Raw genomic sequence first — 15932 nt, 5'->3', positions numbered from 1 at the left:
ACCGATTAACACTCAGACTGCCAGTGTCCGTCATCTGCAGACTCATGGTAGAATCTTCTACACATGGCTATTCCACTCGACAGTTTGAGCTAACCAAATTCTCCTTAGGTGAAATTAAATATGGCAAAACACCTTTTTACGTCCGAGTCCGTATCAGAAGGGCATCCTGACAAAATCGCTGACCAAATCTCTGACGCCGTACTGGACGCAATCCTCGAGCAGGATCCGAAAGCACGCGTTGCCTGCGAAACCTACGTCAAAACCGGTATGGTTTTAGTTGGCGGTGAGATCACCACCAGCGCATGGGTTGATATCGAAGAGATCACCCGTAATACGGTTCGCGAAATTGGCTATGTGCATTCCGACATGGGCTTTGACGCCAACTCTTGTGCGGTACTGAGCGCGATTGGTAAACAGTCTCCGGACATCAACCAGGGTGTTGACCGCGCCGATCCGCTGGAACAGGGCGCAGGCGACCAGGGTCTGATGTTTGGTTATGCAACCAACGAAACCGACGTGCTGATGCCAGCTCCAATTACCTATGCTCACCGTCTGGTGCAGCGTCAGGCTGAAGTGCGTAAAAACGGCACTTTATCCTGGCTGCGTCCGGATGCAAAAAGCCAGGTTACCTTCCAGTATGACGACGGCAAAATCGTCGGTATTGATGCGGTTGTTCTGTCGACTCAGCACTCTGAAGACATCGATCAGAAATCGCTGCAAGAAGCCGTTATGGAAGAGATCATCAAGCCGGTACTGCCGACTGAATGGCTGACTGCTTCGACCAAGTTCTTCATCAACCCAACCGGTCGTTTCGTAATCGGCGGTCCAATGGGCGACTGTGGACTGACAGGTCGTAAAATCATCGTTGATACCTACGGCGGCATGGCGCGTCACGGCGGCGGTGCATTCTCTGGTAAGGATCCGTCTAAAGTTGACCGTTCCGCAGCCTATGCAGCCCGTTACGTCGCGAAAAACATTGTTGCCGCTGGTCTGGCTGACCGTTGTGAGATTCAGGTTTCCTACGCAATCGGCGTGGCTGAACCGACCTCTATCATGGTGGAAACGTTCGGTACTGAAAAAGTGCCTTCTGAGCAACTGACCCTGCTGGTGCGCGAGTTCTTCGACCTGCGCCCGTATGGCCTGATTCAGATGCTGGATCTGCTGCACCCGATTTACAAAGAAACCGCTGCTTACGGTCACTTTGGTCGCGAACATTTCCCATGGGAAAAAACCGACAAAGCCGCTCTGCTGCGTGAAGCTGCCGGTCTGAAGTAATTCCCTCACGGTTCAACGCTTATGAAGACCAGCCTCGCGCTGGTCTTTTTTATGTCCTTTTCTCTTCCGTACCCCATAGCCAAAGCTACGCTAACCTCCCTTGTTGTAAACAACAAATGAAAGCGATTACATATCACAGTACCTCAACCCAAACTGAATTAACTTCTCTTCGCCCCTATGATTGCATCAGTGTTACATTATATTTCAGCATTATCTTAAATTCAGACAATTAACTTTATTCACGCTAAATGAATAGCGTTATTTTTCAATGAAATAACTGATAATCCATGTGAATGCCAGTGTAACCGATTACACTAATGTGATGTGATTCTCATTTTTTTACCCCGTACTCACCTACCCTTAACATCAACAAAACTAGCTACCCAACCGGAGGGCATCATGCCTGACAATAAAAAAACGGGGCGTTCCAACAAAGCCATGACATTTTTTGTCTGCTTTCTTGCAGCCCTGGCTGGATTACTTTTTGGCCTGGATATCGGTGTTATTGCCGGTGCTTTACCCTTCATCACCGATGAGTTCCAAATTACCCCCCACACTCAGGAATGGGTGGTGAGTTCGATGATGTTTGGTGCTGCCGTGGGTGCAGTCGGCAGCGGTTGGCTCTCCTTCAAACTGGGGCGTAAAAAGAGTTTGATGATCGGCGCAATCCTGTTTGTTGCCGGTTCACTGTTCTCCGCCGCGGCACCAAACGTTGAAGTGCTGTTGGTTTCCCGCGTGCTGCTCGGCCTTGCGGTAGGCGTTGCGTCTTATACCGCGCCGCTTTACCTGTCTGAAATTGCCCCGGAAAAAATTCGTGGCAGCATGATCTCTATGTATCAGTTGATGATCACCATCGGTATTTTGGGTGCGTATCTTTCCGATACGGCGTTTAGCTACAGCGGCGCATGGCGCTGGATGCTGGGCGTGATCATCATCCCTGCCCTGCTGCTGCTGGTTGGCGTTATCTTCCTGCCGGACAGCCCACGCTGGTTTGCTGCTAAACGTCGTTTTGTCGATGCTGAACGTGTTCTGTTGCGTTTGCGTGATACCAGCGCAGAAGCCAAACGCGAGCTGGATGAAATTCGTGAAAGTCTGCAGGTGAAGCAGAGCGGCTGGGCGCTGTTTAAAGAAAACAGCAACTTCCGCCGCGCGGTATTCCTTGGCGTCCTGTTACAGGTGATGCAGCAGTTCACCGGGATGAACGTCATTATGTATTACGCACCGAAAATCTTTGAGCTGGCGGGCTACACCAACACCACCGAGCAGATGTGGGGGACTGTTATCGTCGGTCTGACCAACGTGCTGGCAACCTTTATCGCCATTGGCCTGGTTGACCGTTGGGGCCGCAAGCCTACGCTGATCCTCGGCTTTATCGTCATGGCCGTCGGTATGGGCGTGCTGGGTACGATGATGCACGTGGGTATTCACTCGGCGGCCGCGCAATACTTCGCTGTACTGATGCTGCTGATGTTTATCGTTGGCTTTGCCATGAGCGCCGGTCCGCTGATTTGGGTTCTGTGCTCTGAAATCCAACCGCTGAAAGGCCGCGATTTCGGTATCACCTGCTCTACCGCAACCAACTGGATTGCCAATATGATCGTCGGTGCAACCTTCCTGACGATGCTGAACTCGCTGGGCAGCGCCAATACTTTCTGGGTCTACGGTGGTTTGAACGTCCTGTTCATCTTCCTGACCCTGTGGCTGATACCTGAAACTAAAAATGTCTCTCTGGAACACATTGAACGTAACCTGATGAAAGGTCGTAAACTGCGCGAAATTGGCGCACACGACTAATCACGAAAAGCTTCCTCCCCCGCGGGAGGAAGCCTTCCTCTTGCAGTCCCTTCCCTGTCGCACTATCCTCTGGCGCTATGAAAACCTCCCGTCTCCCTATCGCCATCCAGCAAGCCGTTATGCGCAGCCTGCGGGAAAAGCTCGCTCAGGCCAACCTCAAGCTCGAACGCAATTACCCGGAGCCAAAGCTGGTTTACCAACAGCGCGGAACCGCCGCGGGTACCGCGTGGCTACAAACCTATGAAATTCGCCTTAATCCCGTCCTGCTGATGGAGAACGTTGACGCGTTCGTTAACGAAGTGGTGCCCCATGAACTGGCGCATTTACTGGTGTGGAAATACTTTGGCCGCGTGCCGCCGCACGGCAAAGAGTGGAAATGGATGATGGAGAGCGTACTTGACGTACCAGCCCGACGCACGCATCAGCTCGAGCTGCAATCCGTGCAGCGTAAGACCTTTACTTACCGCTGCAAGTGTCAGGAACACCAATTGACCGTACGCCGCCATAACCGCGTGATACGCGGCGAAGCCACCTACCGCTGCGTTCACTGCGGCGAACCACTGATTGCAGAATAATCTTCAGAATTATCAGGAACTTTTCTGATCTAACTGATTGCATACAGGAATGACTTTCGCTACGTTGCGGGCTCGTTTTGACACGGAGTTCGTGATGTACCGTAATTTTTCTTTTGCTGCGGCCCTGTTAGCCGCAGCATTTTCAGGCCCGGCTTTAGCCGAAGGCATCAACAGTTTTTCTCAGGCAAAAGCGGCGGGCGTCAAAGTTAACGCCGATGCGCCAGGCGATTTCTACTGCGGTTGTAAAATTAACTGGCAAGGCAAAAAAGGGGTCGTGGACCTCGAATCCTGCGGCTATAAAGTGCGAAAAAACGAAAACCGCGCCAGTCGAATTGAATGGGAGCACGTTGTCCCCGCCTGGCAGTTTGGTCATCAGCGCCAGTGCTGGCAGGACGGAGGGCGTAAAAACTGCGCTAAAGATCCGGTCTATCGCAAAATGGAAAGCGATATGCATAACCTGCAGCCTGCGGTAGGTGAAGTGAATGGCGATCGCGCTAACTTCATGTACAGCCAGTGGAACGGTGGCGAAGGCCAGTATGGACAGTGCGCGATGAAGGTTGATTTCAAAGAGAAAGTTGCCGAGCCGCCTGCCCGCGCCCGTGGCGCCATCGCGCGTACCTATTTTTATATGCGCGACCAATACAACCTGACGCTCTCTCGCCAGCAAACCCAGCTTTTTAATGCCTGGAATAAGCAGTATCCGGTCACCGACTGGGAGTGTGAGCGCGACGAACGCATCGCGAAGGTACAGGGGAATCATAACCCCTATGTGCAACGCGCTTGCCAGGCGCAAAAGAGCTAACCTACACTAGCGGCAATATTTTTAACCATGCCCTGGCCTGTTGCAGCCCAGGGCCATGACGCGGATGTTTAACTATGCGCATTCCTCGCATTTATCACCCAGAGCCACTCGCTTCCGGTAGCCAAATTTCACTGTGTGAAGATGCTGCCAACCATATCGGCCGTGTACTACGTATGGGTCCAGGCCAGCCGCTACAGCTGTTTGATGGCAGCAATCAGGTATTCGACGCCGAAATTACCCACGCCAGTAAGAAAAGTGTGGAAGTGAAGGTGCTTAACGCTGAACTCGACGATCGGGAATCACCGTTGCATATCCACCTGGGCCAGGTAATGTCGCGCGGTGAAAAAATGGAATTTACTATCCAGAAATCGATTGAACTGGGTGTAAGCCTCATTACGCCACTTTTTTCTGAGCGTTGCGGCGTTAAACTGGACAATGAACGCCTGAACAAGAAGCTCCAGCAGTGGCAGAAAATCGCTATTGCCGCCTGCGAACAGTGCGGTCGTAATCGGGTGCCTGAAATTCGCCCGGCAATGGATCTGGAAGCATGGTGCGCAGAACAGGACGAAGGACTGAAGCTCAATCTGCATCCTCGCGCCAGCGCCAGCATTAACACGCTGCCGCTCCCGGTGGAGCGTATCCGCTTGCTGATTGGCCCGGAAGGTGGGTTGTCGGCAGATGAAATTGCCATGACCGCACGGTATCAGTTTACTGATATTCTGTTAGGACCTCGCGTTCTGCGTACTGAGACAACTGCGCTCACCGCCATTACCGCGCTTCAGGTGCGTTTTGGCGATCTGGGCTAAGGCATAAACGGAGAAGAACATGATCAAGCTCGGCATCGTGATGGATCCCATCGCAAGCATCAACATCAAGAAAGATTCCAGCTTCGCAATGCTGCTGGAAGCGCAACGCCGCGGTTACGAAATTCATTATATGGAGATGGCCGATCTTTATCTGATCAACGGCGAAGCCCGCGCCCATACGCGTACCCTGAGCGTAGAGCAGAACTACGACAAATGGTATGAGTTCAAGAGCGAGCAGGATCTCCCGCTGGCAGACCTGGACGTTATTCTGATGCGTAAGGATCCGCCGTTTGATACCGAGTTCATCTACGCGACCTATATTCTGGAACGTGCAGAAGAGAAAGGAACGCTGATCGTCAACAAACCGCAGAGCCTGCGCGACTGCAACGAAAAGTTGTTCACCGCATGGTTTGCCGATCTGACGCCGGAAACGCTGGTCACGCGTAATAAAGCGCAGCTGAAAGCCTTCTGGCAAAAACACAGCGACATCATACTTAAGCCGCTGGACGGCATGGGCGGGGCCTCTATTTTCCGCGTGAAGGAAGGCGATCCGAACCTTGGCGTTATTGCGGAAACGCTGACCGAGCACGGTACCCGCTACTGCATGGCGCAGAACTATCTGCCAGCCATTAAAGACGGCGATAAACGCGTGCTGGTGGTCGATGGCGAACCCGTTCCTTACTGCCTGGCGCGTATTCCGCAGGGCGGCGAAACCCGTGGCAACCTGGCCGCAGGTGGTCGTGGCGAGCCGCGTCCATTAACCGACAGTGACTGGGAAATTGCCCGTCGCATTGGGCCAACGCTGAAAGCGAAAGGTTTGATTTTTGTCGGTCTGGATATCATTGGCGATCGTCTGACGGAAATTAACGTCACCAGCCCAACCTGTATTCGTGAAATTGAAGCGGAGTTCCCGGTTTCGATTACCGGTATGCTAATGGATGCTATTGAAGCGCGCCTGCAAAAATAAAAGAACTCGCCGGTAGAAGGGACCCTACCAATACTAATAGTGACAGCGCTCCTGTTTGTACGCATACTGGGCGCTGTTGCTTTTTTGAACCAGGAAACAGAACCTCTGACAATGAATTTACAGCATCACTTTCTAATTGCCATGCCTGCTCTCCAGGATCCAATTTTCCGCCGTTCCGTGGTGTATATCTGCGAACACAATGAGAACGGAGCAATGGGGATTATCGTCAATAAGCCTCTGGAAAACTTACAAATTGAAGGGATTCTGGAAAAGCTGAAGATTACTCCAGAAGAACGCGATCCGGCCATTCGTCTGGATAAGCCCGTGATGCTCGGCGGCCCGCTGGCAGAAGACCGTGGATTTATACTTCATACCCCACCGTCGCGCTTTGCATCCAGTATTCGCATTTCTGATAACACCATCATCACAACCTCCCGCGATGTATTAGAAACTCTGGGCACGCAGGAGCAACCATCCGAGGTGCTGGTGGCATTAGGCTATTCATCATGGGAAAAGGGCCAACTGGAACAAGAGTTACTGGATAACGCCTGGCTTACGGCCCCTGCCGATCTCAACATCTTATTCAAAACGCCGATTGCCGACCGCTGGCGCGATGCGGCGAAGCTTATCGGGATAGATATTCAGACCATGCCCGGCGTGGCGGGACACGCATGATGAACGGAACATTACTCTCTTTTGATTTTGGTACGAAAAGTATCGGCGTCGCCGTGGGTCAGCGCATTACCGGTACGGCCAGGCCATTGCCCGCCATCAAAGCACAGGACGGTACGCCAGACTGGAATTTGATTGAACGCCTGTTGAAAGAGTGGCAACCGGATGAAATCATTGTCGGCCTGCCGCTCAACATGGATGGCACCGAACAGCCCCTTACCGCGCGCGCACGTAAATTCGCTAACCGCATTCATGGTCGCTTTGGCGTAACCGTAACGCTGCACGATGAACGTTTGAGCACCGTCGAAGCCCGCTCAGGCCTGTTTGAGCAAGGCGGTTACCGGGCGTTGAATAAAGGCAAAGTGGACTCCGCTTCTGCCGTTATTATCCTGGAAAGCTATTTCGAGCAGGGCTATTAAAGCCGCCCCTGCGCCTGTCGCTGCTGTAAACTTTGTGCAAACGTCTGCATACCTGTCTGCTGCCCGGTTTGAATCACGCCGGGTAGCTGATGCGTTTTCCCTTCGCGGATCAAATTGCCCACGGCGGGCGTGTTGACGAGCAGTTCGAATAGCGCCACGCGTCCCCCCTGCTTATCCTCCTCCAGTTTTTGCGAAAGAACCGCCCGCAGGCTATCTGCCAGTTGGTTACGCACAGGATCTTTCTCTGTTGCTGCAAAGGAATCCACCAGCCGCGCGATGGCCTGTGCCGCACCTCGCGTATGTAACGTTGCCAGCACCAGATGTCCGGTCTCCGCCGCCGTTAATGCCAGCCGAATGGTTTCCACGTCGCGCAGCTCGCCCAGCAAAATAACGTCGGGATCTTCTCGTAGCGCACCGCGCAAACCGGTGGCGAAAGAGGCGCAATGTGCGCCCACCTCCCGCTGTTGAATCAGACAACGTCGGCTGGTGTAGCGATATTCAATAGGATCTTCCAGCGTCAGAATGTGCCCCTCAATATGCTGATTAAGATACTCCACCATCGCCGCCAGGGTCGTAGATTTACCACTGCCGGTAGCGCCTGTCACCAGAATCAACCCGTTTTCACTGTGAAGCAGTTCAGGTATGACCGCGGGAGGCTGAAGATCGTCTAAATGAGGACAATCCAGCGGTAGCAGTCTTAGCGCCAGCGAGGTTCCCTGCAGATGGACAAATGCGCTGGCGCGCAGCCGCCGGGAGTCCGTCAGGGTAACGGCAAAATCAATCTGCCCTTGCTCCTGCAACTGTACCTGTTGTTGCTCACTGAGCCAGCACATCAGCAGATTCTCTACGTCAGGCGCAGTAAACGGTGCGCTTTCGACTTTTCCATGTCTGCGCCAACGCGCAGGCCATGCATTGCACAGGTGTAGATCCGACACGTTATGCTTTACACTAAGGGCCACTATTTCTTCCATATTCATATGAACATCCTCGGAAAATGAACGATATCGCGCATAACCTGGCACATGTCCGGGACAAAATCTCAGCCGCCGCGACGCGTTGCGGGCGGTCTTCAGAAGAAGTTATGTTGCTTGCAGTCAGCAAAACCAAACCTGCGAGCGCCATCGAAGAAGCCATTACCGCAGGGCAGCGTGCCTTCGGTGAAAACTATGTCCAGGAAGGGGTGGATAAAATCCGCTACTTTCAGGAAAAAGGCGTCAACGATCTGCAGTGGCACTTTATCGGCCCGCTGCAGTCCAACAAAAGTCGTCTGGTCGCCGAGCACTTTGACTGGTGCCATACGATCGACCGTCTACGTATCGCTGCCCGTCTGAGCGAACAGCGCCCGGCAGACCTGCAGCCGCTGAATGTGCTGATCCAGATTAATATCAGCGATGAGAACAGTAAGTCAGGGATTCCGCTGGCAGAGCTTGATGCCCTGGCCGCTGAAGTCGATGCGCTGCCGCGCATTACCCTGCGTGGTTTGATGGCTATTCCCGCTCCTGAGTCAGATTATGTAAGGCAGTTTGAAGTTGCACAGCAAATGGCTGTAGCATTTGCCGGGTTGAAAACACGCTATCCAAATATCGATACGCTCTCGCTGGGGATGTCTGATGATATGGATGCCGCTATCGCGGCGGGTAGCACGATGGTGCGCATCGGCACTGCCATTTTTGGTGCTCGTGATTACACTAAAAAATAAGGAAAATTAAGGAACACCATGAATACGTTGACCTTCCTGCTCTCAACGGTAATTGAGCTGTATACCATGGCGCTGCTGCTGCGCGTGTGGATGCAATGGTCTCGCTGCGATTTCTACAACCCGTTCTCGCAGTTTATTGTGAAAATCACTCAGCCCATTATTGGGCCGTTACGCCGTATTATTCCGCCAATGGGGCCCATTGACAGCGCATCAGCATTAGTCGCGCTCGTTCTCAGCTTTATCAAAGCCATCGTGCTATTTAAGGTGGTCACGTTCCAGCCGATCATCTGGATCGCCGCCGTGCTGATTGTCCTGAAGACCATTGGGCTGCTGATTTTCTGGGTGCTGCTGGTAATGGCGATTATGAGCTGGGTCAGCCAGGGTCGCAGTCCGGTGGAGTACGTGCTGATTCAACTGGCGGATCCGCTGTTGCGTCCTATCCGTCGCATACTTCCAGGCATGGGCGGGATCGATTTCTCCCCAATGATTCTGGTTCTGCTGCTCTATGTCATTAACATGGGTATCGCAGAAGTGTTACAGGCGACAGGCAACATACTGCTGCCGGGGCTGTGGATGGCGCTATGAGTGCCGTTACACCCTGCGACGACGGTCTGGTTTTACGGCTCTATATTCAGCCGAAAGCCAGCCGTGACAGTATTGTGGGTTTACATGGCGACGAAGTTAAAGTCGCCATTACCGCCCCGCCGGTCGATGGACAAGCCAACAGCCATCTGGTGAAGTTTCTCGGCAAACAGTTCCGCGTAGCGAAAAGCCAGGTCGTTATTGAGAAGGGCGAGCTTGGTCGTCACAAACAGGTTAAAATTATTCATCCGCAACAGATCCCGCCCGAAATTGCGGCGCTAACTGATTAGGTATCCCATGCAAAAAGTTGTCCTCGCGACCGGCAATGCCGGTAAAGTGCGTGAACTCGCCTCTCTTCTGAGTGATTTCGGTCTTGATGTTGTTGCCCAAACGGATCTGGGTGTTGATTCTGCAGAAGAGACCGGGCTGACGTTTATTGAGAACGCCATTCTGAAGGCGCGTCATGCCGCGCAAATTACGGGTTTGCCAGCCATTGCTGATGACTCCGGCCTGGCAGTAAATGCCCTTGGCGGCGCGCCGGGTATCTATTCAGCCCGCTATTCCGGCGAAGATGCGACCGATCAGCAGAACCTGGAAAAACTGCTGCACACCCTGCGGGATGTCCCGGATGACCAGCGTCAGGCGCAATTCCACTGTGTGCTGGTGTATATGCGCCATGCGGACGATCCCACGCCTTTAGTGTGCCACGGAAGCTGGCCGGGCGTGATTACCCGTGAACCGGCCGGAAACGGTGGTTTTGGTTACGACCCAATCTTTTTTGTGCCGTCCGAAGGAAAAACAGCTGCTGAGCTGACCCGCGAAGAAAAAAGTGCGATTTCTCACCGCGGACAGGCACTGAAGCTGCTGCTGGATGCCCTGCGTAATGGTTAACCTTCCGCCGCTAAGTCTTTATATTCACATCCCCTGGTGCGTGCAGAAATGCCCGTACTGCGACTTTAACTCGCATGCGCTTAAGGGCGAGGTTCCTCATGACGACTATGTTCAGCACCTGCTGAGCGATCTGGATACTGAGGTGGCCCACGCCCAGGGGCGCGAAGTAAAGACAATTTTTATCGGTGGTGGTACGCCGAGCCTGCTTTCTGGCCCGGCAATACAAACGCTGCTCGACGGCGTGCGTGCACGGCTGAATCTGGCCGCAGATGCAGAAATCACAATGGAGGCGAATCCCGGGACGGTGGAAGCCGATCGCTTTGTTGATTATCAACGCGCTGGCGTAAACCGTATCTCAATTGGCGTACAGAGCTTTAGCTCCGCCAAACTCGAGCGTCTGGGACGTATTCACGGGCCGGAAGAAGCCAAACGAGCAGCACACCTGGCGAGCGGTCTGGGGCTACGCAGCTTTAACCTCGACCTGATGCATGGTTTGCCAGATCAGACGCTGGAAGAGGCGCTGGGCGATTTACAGCAGGCCATCGCGCTCAATCCACCGCATCTTTCCTGGTATCAGTTGACCATCGAACCCAACACGCTGTTCGGTTCCCGTCCGCCTGTTTTACCAGACGATGATGCGCTGTGGGATATTTTTGAGCAAGGCCACCAGTTGCTGACCGCCGCCGGGTATCAACAGTACGAAACCTCAGCCTATGCAAAGCCGGGCTATCAGTGTCAGCACAACCTTAATTACTGGCGTTTTGGCGACTATCTCGGTATTGGCTGCGGCGCGCATGGCAAAATTACGTTCCCGGACGGGCGCATTCTGCGTACCACCAAAACGCGGCATCCGCGTGGCTACATGCAAGGGCGTTATCTCGAAAGCCAGCGTGATGTCGCCGAAGCCGATAAGCCGTTCGAGTTCTTTATGAACCGTTTCCGGTTGCTTGAGGCCGCGCCTCGCGCGGAGTTCAGACAATATACCGGGCTTACCGAGGACGTTATTCGTCGACAGATCGATGAGGCTATTTCCCAGGGCTACCTGAGTGAATGCGATGAATACTGGCAGATTACTCAACACGGTAAGCTGTTTTTGAACTCTCTGTTGGAGCTGTTTCTGGCGGAGTAATGGCTGGTGAACATGGCGTTTTAAATCAAGTTCGGTAGCGCTAACGCTACCGAACTCGAAATTTATTTGATAATACCTTTGCGCCGTAAATCAGTAATCTCTCTATCCCAGCGCTCATACTCGCTTTTTAATTGATTGATCTGCGTATCCAGCGCCATTCCCTGACCACGCAGCTCACTTTGCTGGTCATAAAGCGGTTTCAGCTTTTCATCTTGCGCTGCCATCTCTTCTTTGATTTTTGCATTCATAAGTGCGTGCTGACGGTAATATTCTCGCTTCTGTTCATTAAGCGCAGTATCACGCGCAGCGCGTAACGGCGCAGCATCACATTCTGGTTTGGCCTGGCAGGAAGCAAGCGCGGGGTCGTATACGGTTTTATAGTAATAATTCTCGAATTTCAGCGGATCGTTTTGCCTGTCGATCTCGTACATTTGCTGCAACTTTTCTTGCATAACATCGCTGCGGGTACGGGGATTGCCGTTTGCATCCTTACCCCATGATTGCTTAATTTGCGTATCCAAGTCAGCAATCTGTTTTTCCACTTTATCTATCTGGCTCTGAGCTTTTTCCTGAGCAATTTTTTTATCGTGATAGCAGGCCTCTATCCTGGCCAACTTTGGGTAGAAATTGCTGTCGGTAATCACGAGGTACTGATCTTTATTTTCCGTTTTTGACAATGGATAACCGATATTTTTAGCCGCTGTTTGCATGGAAAAAAACTCAGTCCGCCACCCTGAAGCAGGTGTACCAACAGATGTCACCATGGCAGAAAATTTAACCTGATGACCTTTAACCCAGTTTTTTTCCATAAATTTATAGTCGCCCGCCATCCCGACCATGCTATAGAGATCTTCAGTAGCGGACATATCACCTTCTGCCGACCACGTTGCCTGGTTTCCTTCTGCGCTAATCAACTTTAACGAAATATCATCTAGCTTCATCAGTCCCGTAAAGTCGGCATAAAATTGGTCTTTAAGGATCTTGTCAGTCGGAGGAGTAACGTCATTAGCAAGGCAATATGTTGATAACATTGCCAGGAGTACAATTCCAGCAGTCCATTGTTTTTTCATTCGTGGGGCTCCACCCAAATAATAACAACAGTTATTATAACAAGGAGCATTATTGCGTGGGAATTACAATGCGTGTACAGAAACGAACCCCGGCCAAATGACCGGGGCCGGAGTGATTAATACTGATTAAACATTTCCTGGATCTGTTTAGGATCCTTGGTTTGAGTCAGCGCAAGCTGCAGCAGAACACGTGCTTTTTGCGGGTTCAGGGAACCTGAAGCCACAAACCCGTATTTTGCATCATCAACTTCTGCATCCTGCGTGGTGGCACCCGTTGGTACACGAGATGAACGCACCACAACGGTACCTTTATGCGCGGCGGTTGCCAGCGTATCGAAAATGGTTTTATACAAGTTACCGTTACCTACACCTGCACTAACGATCCCTGCGTAACCCGCATCTACCAGTGCTTTTGCCGGCAGATCGGAGGCGTTAGCATAGTTGTAAACAATCCCAACTTTCGGCAACTCGGTCAGCTTAGAAACATCGAACGGAGTAGACGTGGTGTGCTTACGCGCAGGCGTACGCTGGTAGTCGATTTTACCGTTATGAATGTAACCCAACGGGCCGTAGTTAACGGATTTGAAGGTAGCAACGTCGGTAGTGTTGGTTTTAGTCACGTCGCGACCATCCATAACGGTGTCGTTCATCACCACCAGCACTCCGCGGTTGGCAGAGGCTTTGTCTGCGGCAGTTACCACTGCGTTATACAGGTTGAACGGGCCATCAGCACTCATACCCGTAGATGGACGCATGGCGCCGACCAGCACGACCGGCTTGTTGCACTTGACGGTCAGGTCGAGGAAATAGGCGGTTTCTTCCATGGTATCCGTACCATGTGTCACCACGAAGCCGTCGGTTTTATCACACTCGGTATTAATCTTTTTGGCCAGCGTTAACCAGACTTCGTCATTCATATCCTGGGAGCCGATGTTCACCACCTGCTCGCCTTTAACGACAGCGATATCTTTCAACTGAGGTACGGCCTCAACCAGATTTTCTACGCCAACCTTGCCTGCCGTGTAGTTAGATTTTGTCGCGGAATCACCACCGCCGGCAATCGTCCCACCGGTCGCTAAAATGGTGATGTTTGGCAGTGCAAGCGCCGCGCCGCTGAAACCCATAACCAGTGCGGCAAGTGCCGTTCTCTTGAAAAACTCCATGTTATTTCTCCAGTTACTTGAATTTGCAGCATTATGTCTATCCTACAGATGAATAATGTGACGAGTTCCAATTAACCAGATTTATATCTCCATCAAATTGTCATTCTTAGAGATGGATATCAAAAAAACAGAAATATACAAAATAAAACGGCACAGAATGTTTCTGCGCCGTTAAAAAGGGGTGAAGATTATTTCAGAGTGCTAACCAGCGTTTTACGATCGTTTTCCAGCGTCACGACGCGGGCACAAACATCTTTGCCAAACTGTTGGAAGTCTTGTTCCTGATTCTTCCATTCGTTTTGAATTGAGGTTTGCAAGCCACCAAGGCTACCGAGCACGCCCTGCAACGGATTACCACCGCCTTTGAGTACGGCTTTGGCACCCATTTCGTTGATGCTGTCCTGCAAAATACCGCCCATCGCCTGATTCACCAGCTGTTGTCCGTCCGCGCGGACTTGATCAATCGCCTTATAATGGAAGGTCAGGCCATCAGTTCGATGCTCGATGATACGGTTCATCTGCTCTTTCAATTGCGCATCCAGCTTGGTTAAGCGGCCACGCATGTTGCTGCTTTCACCGACCTCTTTGGCGATGATTTTATCCAGCGCCACGCGACCTTTCTCTACGCGCGCTCTGGCACCTTCGTCAATCCACGGCAGGCTGCTACGCAACGCCGCCTGATAATCTTTGGCCTGCTCACGCTGTGCGGCGTTCAGGCTGTACTGTTTACCGTTGAAGGTGACATCGCCGGCCTGGGTAATAATCAGGTCGCCGTTCTCACCCTTCACTTGCACCGTTTGTGGGCTCAAAATCACATCGTCACGCGGGGTGACGCTGCACTGGTAATCTGCATGTGCGGCCATCGCCGTGAACGTTAGGACTGCCGCCAGCAGCGTTTTGCGCATCATATCTTTCCCTCAAGACAAATCGGGCCGGCATTTGCCGACCCTGTGCTACTTAGTCCCACCAAATATCGAAAAGTTCGCTGGTACGCACTTCTTCTAGTTTGTGCTCTTCCAGCCACTTACGCACGATTGCCTGGTGTTCTTCGGTGCATTTGCCAATTTCCTGCAGACAGATCAGACCTTCCCAGGCCAGATAGCCGCTGCCGTCAAAAGCCAGCTTGTTCGGTTCGATAACTTCATTGATAAAGTCATCAACGATTTGATCGACCTGCTCTCCAGATGTACCCTCCGGGAAACGCCATGCAACTGAAAATCCTACTTCCTGGAATTCTTCGATGTGCATCTTTTTACGCAGACGACGGCTACGGTTCTTTGCCATTATTTCACCCTCTCGAACATTAAGTCCCATACGCCGTGGCCAAGACGATGACCACGTTGTTCAAATTTGGTTACCGGGCGCGATTGTGGGCGCGGTACATAATCGTTACTCTCGGACTGGTTTTTATACCCGTCAATGGAGGACATCACTTCCAGCATATGTTCCGCATAAGCTTCCCAGTCGGTTGCCATGTGGAATACGCCGCCCAGCTTCAGCTTACTTAAGATATGCTCAGCAAACGGTACCTGAACGATACGGCGTTTATTATGACGTGCTTTATGCCACGGGTCAGGGAAAAACAGTTGAACCATAGATAAAGAATTGTCAGGAATCATTTTATGCAGGACTTCAACGGCATCATGGCACATGACGCGCAGGTTCTCGACACCCTCTTCATGGGCTGAAGCCAGACACGCACCAACGCCCGGCGAGTGAACCTCAATGCCAAGGAAATTCTGTTCCGGACGCGCTTTTGCCATTGCGACCAGCGACGCTCCCATACCAAAACCGATTTCCAGCGTGACTGGCGCATCACGGCCAAACAGTTCTGCGAAATTTACAGGCTCTTCGCTGAACTCAACGCCCATCACCGGCCAGTAGTTTTCCAGCGCGTGCTCCTGCCCTTTCGTCAGTCGCCCCTGGCGACGAACAAAACTACGAATCCGGCGCAGAGGGCGGCCGTTTTCATCAAATTCCGGTGAAATGACGTCGTTCTTCATAAAAGTTTAGTCTGCTGTGTTTGAGTTCTGAAAACGGGCATTATCCAAAGTTAGTTGCCGGATGCAAGTAAAGGAAGAAAGTGAG

19 protein-coding genes are annotated in these 15932 nt (G+C 52.1%); 13 read left to right on the top strand and 6 right to left on the bottom strand.

Annotated features, from left to right (window positions below; translation table 11 throughout):
* The first annotated feature begins 120 nt into the window (after nt 1-120).
* The 8 genes from metK (at nt 121) to ruvX (ending at nt 7310) form a co-directional block, all read left to right on the top strand.
* Nucleotides 121-1275 carry a methionine adenosyltransferase gene (gene metK / locus GUC46_RS03970; protein WP_003027071.1) on the top strand — a complete coding sequence of 385 codons (1155 nt, stop codon included), beginning with the start codon at nt 121-123 and terminating at the stop codon, nt 1273-1275.
* A 399-nt stretch (nt 1276-1674) separates the two neighbouring features.
* Complete coding sequence (gene galP / locus GUC46_RS03965) at nt 1675-3069, top strand: galactose/proton symporter (protein ID WP_003027074.1); 1395 nt, start codon at nt 1675-1677, stop codon at nt 3067-3069.
* Nucleotides 3070-3146: 77 nt separating this feature from the next.
* A complete protein-coding gene (locus GUC46_RS03960) occupies nt 3147-3644 on the top strand; it encodes a SprT family zinc-dependent metalloprotease (protein ID WP_160179786.1) in 498 nt (165 codons plus the stop codon).
* Between the two features lie 94 nt (nt 3645-3738).
* Nucleotides 3739-4446: a deoxyribonuclease I gene (gene endA / locus GUC46_RS03955; RefSeq protein ID WP_016150969.1), complete on the top strand. Its 708-nt coding sequence runs from the start codon at nt 3739-3741 to the stop codon at nt 4444-4446.
* A 74-nt stretch (nt 4447-4520) separates the two neighbouring features.
* Nucleotides 4521-5252 carry a 16S rRNA (uracil(1498)-N(3))-methyltransferase gene (rsmE, locus tag GUC46_RS03950; protein WP_003027080.1) on the top strand — a complete coding sequence of 244 codons (732 nt, stop codon included), beginning with the start codon at nt 4521-4523 and terminating at the stop codon, nt 5250-5252.
* Nucleotides 5253-5271: 19 nt separating this feature from the next.
* The gene (gene gshB / locus GUC46_RS03945) at nt 5272-6219 is read left to right on the top strand and encodes a glutathione synthase (protein WP_003027083.1); all 948 of its coding nucleotides are present in this window, start codon (nt 5272-5274) and stop codon (nt 6217-6219) included.
* A 111-nt stretch (nt 6220-6330) separates the two neighbouring features.
* Complete coding sequence (locus GUC46_RS03940; protein WP_003027086.1) at nt 6331-6894, top strand: YqgE/AlgH family protein; 564 nt, start codon at nt 6331-6333, stop codon at nt 6892-6894.
* Complete coding sequence (gene ruvX, locus GUC46_RS03935; protein WP_003027087.1) at nt 6894-7310, top strand: Holliday junction resolvase RuvX; 417 nt, start codon at nt 6894-6896, stop codon at nt 7308-7310. Before GUC46_RS03940 ends, ruvX begins: the two co-directional genes overlap by 1 nt.
* On the opposite strand, the gene GUC46_RS03930 is transcribed toward ruvX, so the two are convergent.
* Nucleotides 7307-8287 carry a type IV pilus twitching motility protein PilT gene (locus GUC46_RS03930; RefSeq protein ID WP_003027090.1) on the bottom strand — a complete coding sequence of 327 codons (981 nt, stop codon included), beginning with the start codon at nt 8285-8287 and terminating at the stop codon, nt 7307-7309. The two genes, ruvX and GUC46_RS03930, sit on opposite strands and share 4 nt — an antisense overlap.
* A 17-nt stretch (nt 8288-8304) precedes the next feature.
* Between GUC46_RS03930 and GUC46_RS03925 the strand changes: the two genes are divergently transcribed.
* From GUC46_RS03925 to hemW, 5 genes are read left to right on the top strand one after another with little or no spacing between them, the layout of a single operon-like run.
* Entirely contained in the window at nt 8305-9009 is a 705-nt protein-coding gene (locus GUC46_RS03925) for a YggS family pyridoxal phosphate-dependent enzyme (protein WP_049015284.1), read from the top strand.
* Between the two features lie 18 nt (nt 9010-9027).
* A complete protein-coding gene (locus GUC46_RS03920; RefSeq protein ID WP_003027097.1) occupies nt 9028-9594 on the top strand; it encodes a YggT family protein in 567 nt (188 codons plus the stop codon).
* A complete protein-coding gene (gene yggU, locus GUC46_RS03915) occupies nt 9591-9881 on the top strand; it encodes a DUF167 family protein YggU (RefSeq protein WP_003027101.1) in 291 nt (96 codons plus the stop codon). The genes GUC46_RS03920 and yggU overlap by 4 nt, the downstream gene beginning before the upstream one ends.
* Nucleotides 9882-9888: 7 nt before the next feature.
* Nucleotides 9889-10482 (top strand): XTP/dITP diphosphatase, encoded by a 594-nt coding sequence (locus tag GUC46_RS03910; protein WP_003027104.1) that lies wholly within the window; start codon nt 9889-9891, stop codon nt 10480-10482.
* Entirely contained in the window at nt 10475-11611 is a 1137-nt protein-coding gene (hemW, locus tag GUC46_RS03905) for a radical SAM family heme chaperone HemW (protein ID WP_130715133.1), read from the top strand. The genes GUC46_RS03910 and hemW overlap by 8 nt, the downstream gene beginning before the upstream one ends.
* A gap of 62 nt (nt 11612-11673) precedes the next feature.
* Here hemW and GUC46_RS03900 read toward each other — a convergent pair whose 3' ends face one another.
* The 5 genes from GUC46_RS03900 to trmB form a co-directional block, all read right to left on the bottom strand.
* Nucleotides 11674-12681 carry a DUF1202 family protein gene (locus tag GUC46_RS03900; protein WP_130715132.1) on the bottom strand — a complete coding sequence of 336 codons (1008 nt, stop codon included), beginning with the start codon at nt 12679-12681 and terminating at the stop codon, nt 11674-11676.
* 116 nt (nt 12682-12797) lie between these two features.
* Nucleotides 12798-13844 (bottom strand): L-asparaginase 2, encoded by a 1047-nt coding sequence (ansB, locus tag GUC46_RS03895; RefSeq protein ID WP_044713806.1) that lies wholly within the window; start codon nt 13842-13844, stop codon nt 12798-12800.
* Nucleotides 13845-14032: 188 nt separating this feature from the next.
* On the bottom strand, nt 14033-14752 hold the full coding sequence (locus tag GUC46_RS03890) for a DUF2884 domain-containing protein (RefSeq protein WP_003838208.1): 720 nt from the start codon (nt 14750-14752) through the stop codon (nt 14033-14035).
* 49 nt (nt 14753-14801) lie between these two features.
* A complete protein-coding gene (locus GUC46_RS03885; RefSeq protein WP_003027115.1) occupies nt 14802-15128 on the bottom strand; it encodes a YggL family protein in 327 nt (108 codons plus the stop codon).
* Entirely contained in the window at nt 15128-15847 is a 720-nt protein-coding gene (gene trmB, locus GUC46_RS03880) for a tRNA (guanosine(46)-N7)-methyltransferase TrmB (RefSeq protein ID WP_003027117.1), read from the bottom strand. The genes GUC46_RS03885 and trmB overlap by 1 nt, the downstream gene beginning before the upstream one ends.
* Between the last annotated feature and the right edge of the window lie 85 nt (nt 15848-15932).

The sequence above is a fragment of the Citrobacter sp. LUTT5 genome, assembly GCF_009905315.1.
In the GTDB taxonomy this organism is placed as follows: domain Bacteria; phylum Pseudomonadota; class Gammaproteobacteria; order Enterobacterales; family Enterobacteriaceae; genus Citrobacter; species Citrobacter freundii.
The sequence above is the reverse complement of the archived record's forward strand: the minus strand, read 5'-3'. Positions and strand labels throughout refer to the sequence as shown.

What these genes read in the sequence shown, in the direction of transcription:
- metK (WP_003027071.1), top strand. Translation starts at nt 121, where the DNA reads ATGGCAAAACACCTTTTTACGTCCGAGTCCGTATCAGAAGGGCATCCT.
- galP (WP_003027074.1), top strand. Translation starts at nt 1,675, where the DNA reads ATGCCTGACAATAAAAAAACGGGGCGTTCCAACAAAGCCATGACATTT.
- GUC46_RS03960 (WP_160179786.1), top strand. Translation starts at nt 3,147, where the DNA reads ATGAAAACCTCCCGTCTCCCTATCGCCATCCAGCAAGCCGTTATGCGC.
- endA (WP_016150969.1), top strand. Translation starts at nt 3,739, where the DNA reads ATGTACCGTAATTTTTCTTTTGCTGCGGCCCTGTTAGCCGCAGCATTT.
- rsmE (WP_003027080.1), top strand. Translation starts at nt 4,521, where the DNA reads ATGCGCATTCCTCGCATTTATCACCCAGAGCCACTCGCTTCCGGTAGC.
- gshB (WP_003027083.1), top strand. Translation starts at nt 5,272, where the DNA reads ATGATCAAGCTCGGCATCGTGATGGATCCCATCGCAAGCATCAACATC.
- GUC46_RS03940 (WP_003027086.1), top strand. Translation starts at nt 6,331, where the DNA reads ATGAATTTACAGCATCACTTTCTAATTGCCATGCCTGCTCTCCAGGAT.
- ruvX (WP_003027087.1), top strand. Translation starts at nt 6,894, where the DNA reads ATGAACGGAACATTACTCTCTTTTGATTTTGGTACGAAAAGTATCGGC.
- GUC46_RS03930 (WP_003027090.1), bottom strand. Translation starts at nt 8,287, where the DNA reads ATGAATATGGAAGAAATAGTGGCCCTTAGTGTAAAGCATAACGTGTCG.
- GUC46_RS03925 (WP_049015284.1), top strand. Translation starts at nt 8,305, where the DNA reads ATGAACGATATCGCGCATAACCTGGCACATGTCCGGGACAAAATCTCA.
- GUC46_RS03920 (WP_003027097.1), top strand. Translation starts at nt 9,028, where the DNA reads ATGAATACGTTGACCTTCCTGCTCTCAACGGTAATTGAGCTGTATACC.
- yggU (WP_003027101.1), top strand. Translation starts at nt 9,591, where the DNA reads ATGAGTGCCGTTACACCCTGCGACGACGGTCTGGTTTTACGGCTCTAT.
- GUC46_RS03910 (WP_003027104.1), top strand. Translation starts at nt 9,889, where the DNA reads ATGCAAAAAGTTGTCCTCGCGACCGGCAATGCCGGTAAAGTGCGTGAA.
- hemW (WP_130715133.1), top strand. Translation starts at nt 10,475, where the DNA reads ATGGTTAACCTTCCGCCGCTAAGTCTTTATATTCACATCCCCTGGTGC.
- GUC46_RS03900 (WP_130715132.1), bottom strand. Translation starts at nt 12,681, where the DNA reads ATGAAAAAACAATGGACTGCTGGAATTGTACTCCTGGCAATGTTATCA.
- ansB (WP_044713806.1), bottom strand. Translation starts at nt 13,844, where the DNA reads ATGGAGTTTTTCAAGAGAACGGCACTTGCCGCACTGGTTATGGGTTTC.
- GUC46_RS03890 (WP_003838208.1), bottom strand. Translation starts at nt 14,752, where the DNA reads ATGATGCGCAAAACGCTGCTGGCGGCAGTCCTAACGTTCACGGCGATG.
- GUC46_RS03885 (WP_003027115.1), bottom strand. Translation starts at nt 15,128, where the DNA reads ATGGCAAAGAACCGTAGCCGTCGTCTGCGTAAAAAGATGCACATCGAA.
- trmB (WP_003027117.1), bottom strand. Translation starts at nt 15,847, where the DNA reads ATGAAGAACGACGTCATTTCACCGGAATTTGATGAAAACGGCCGCCCT.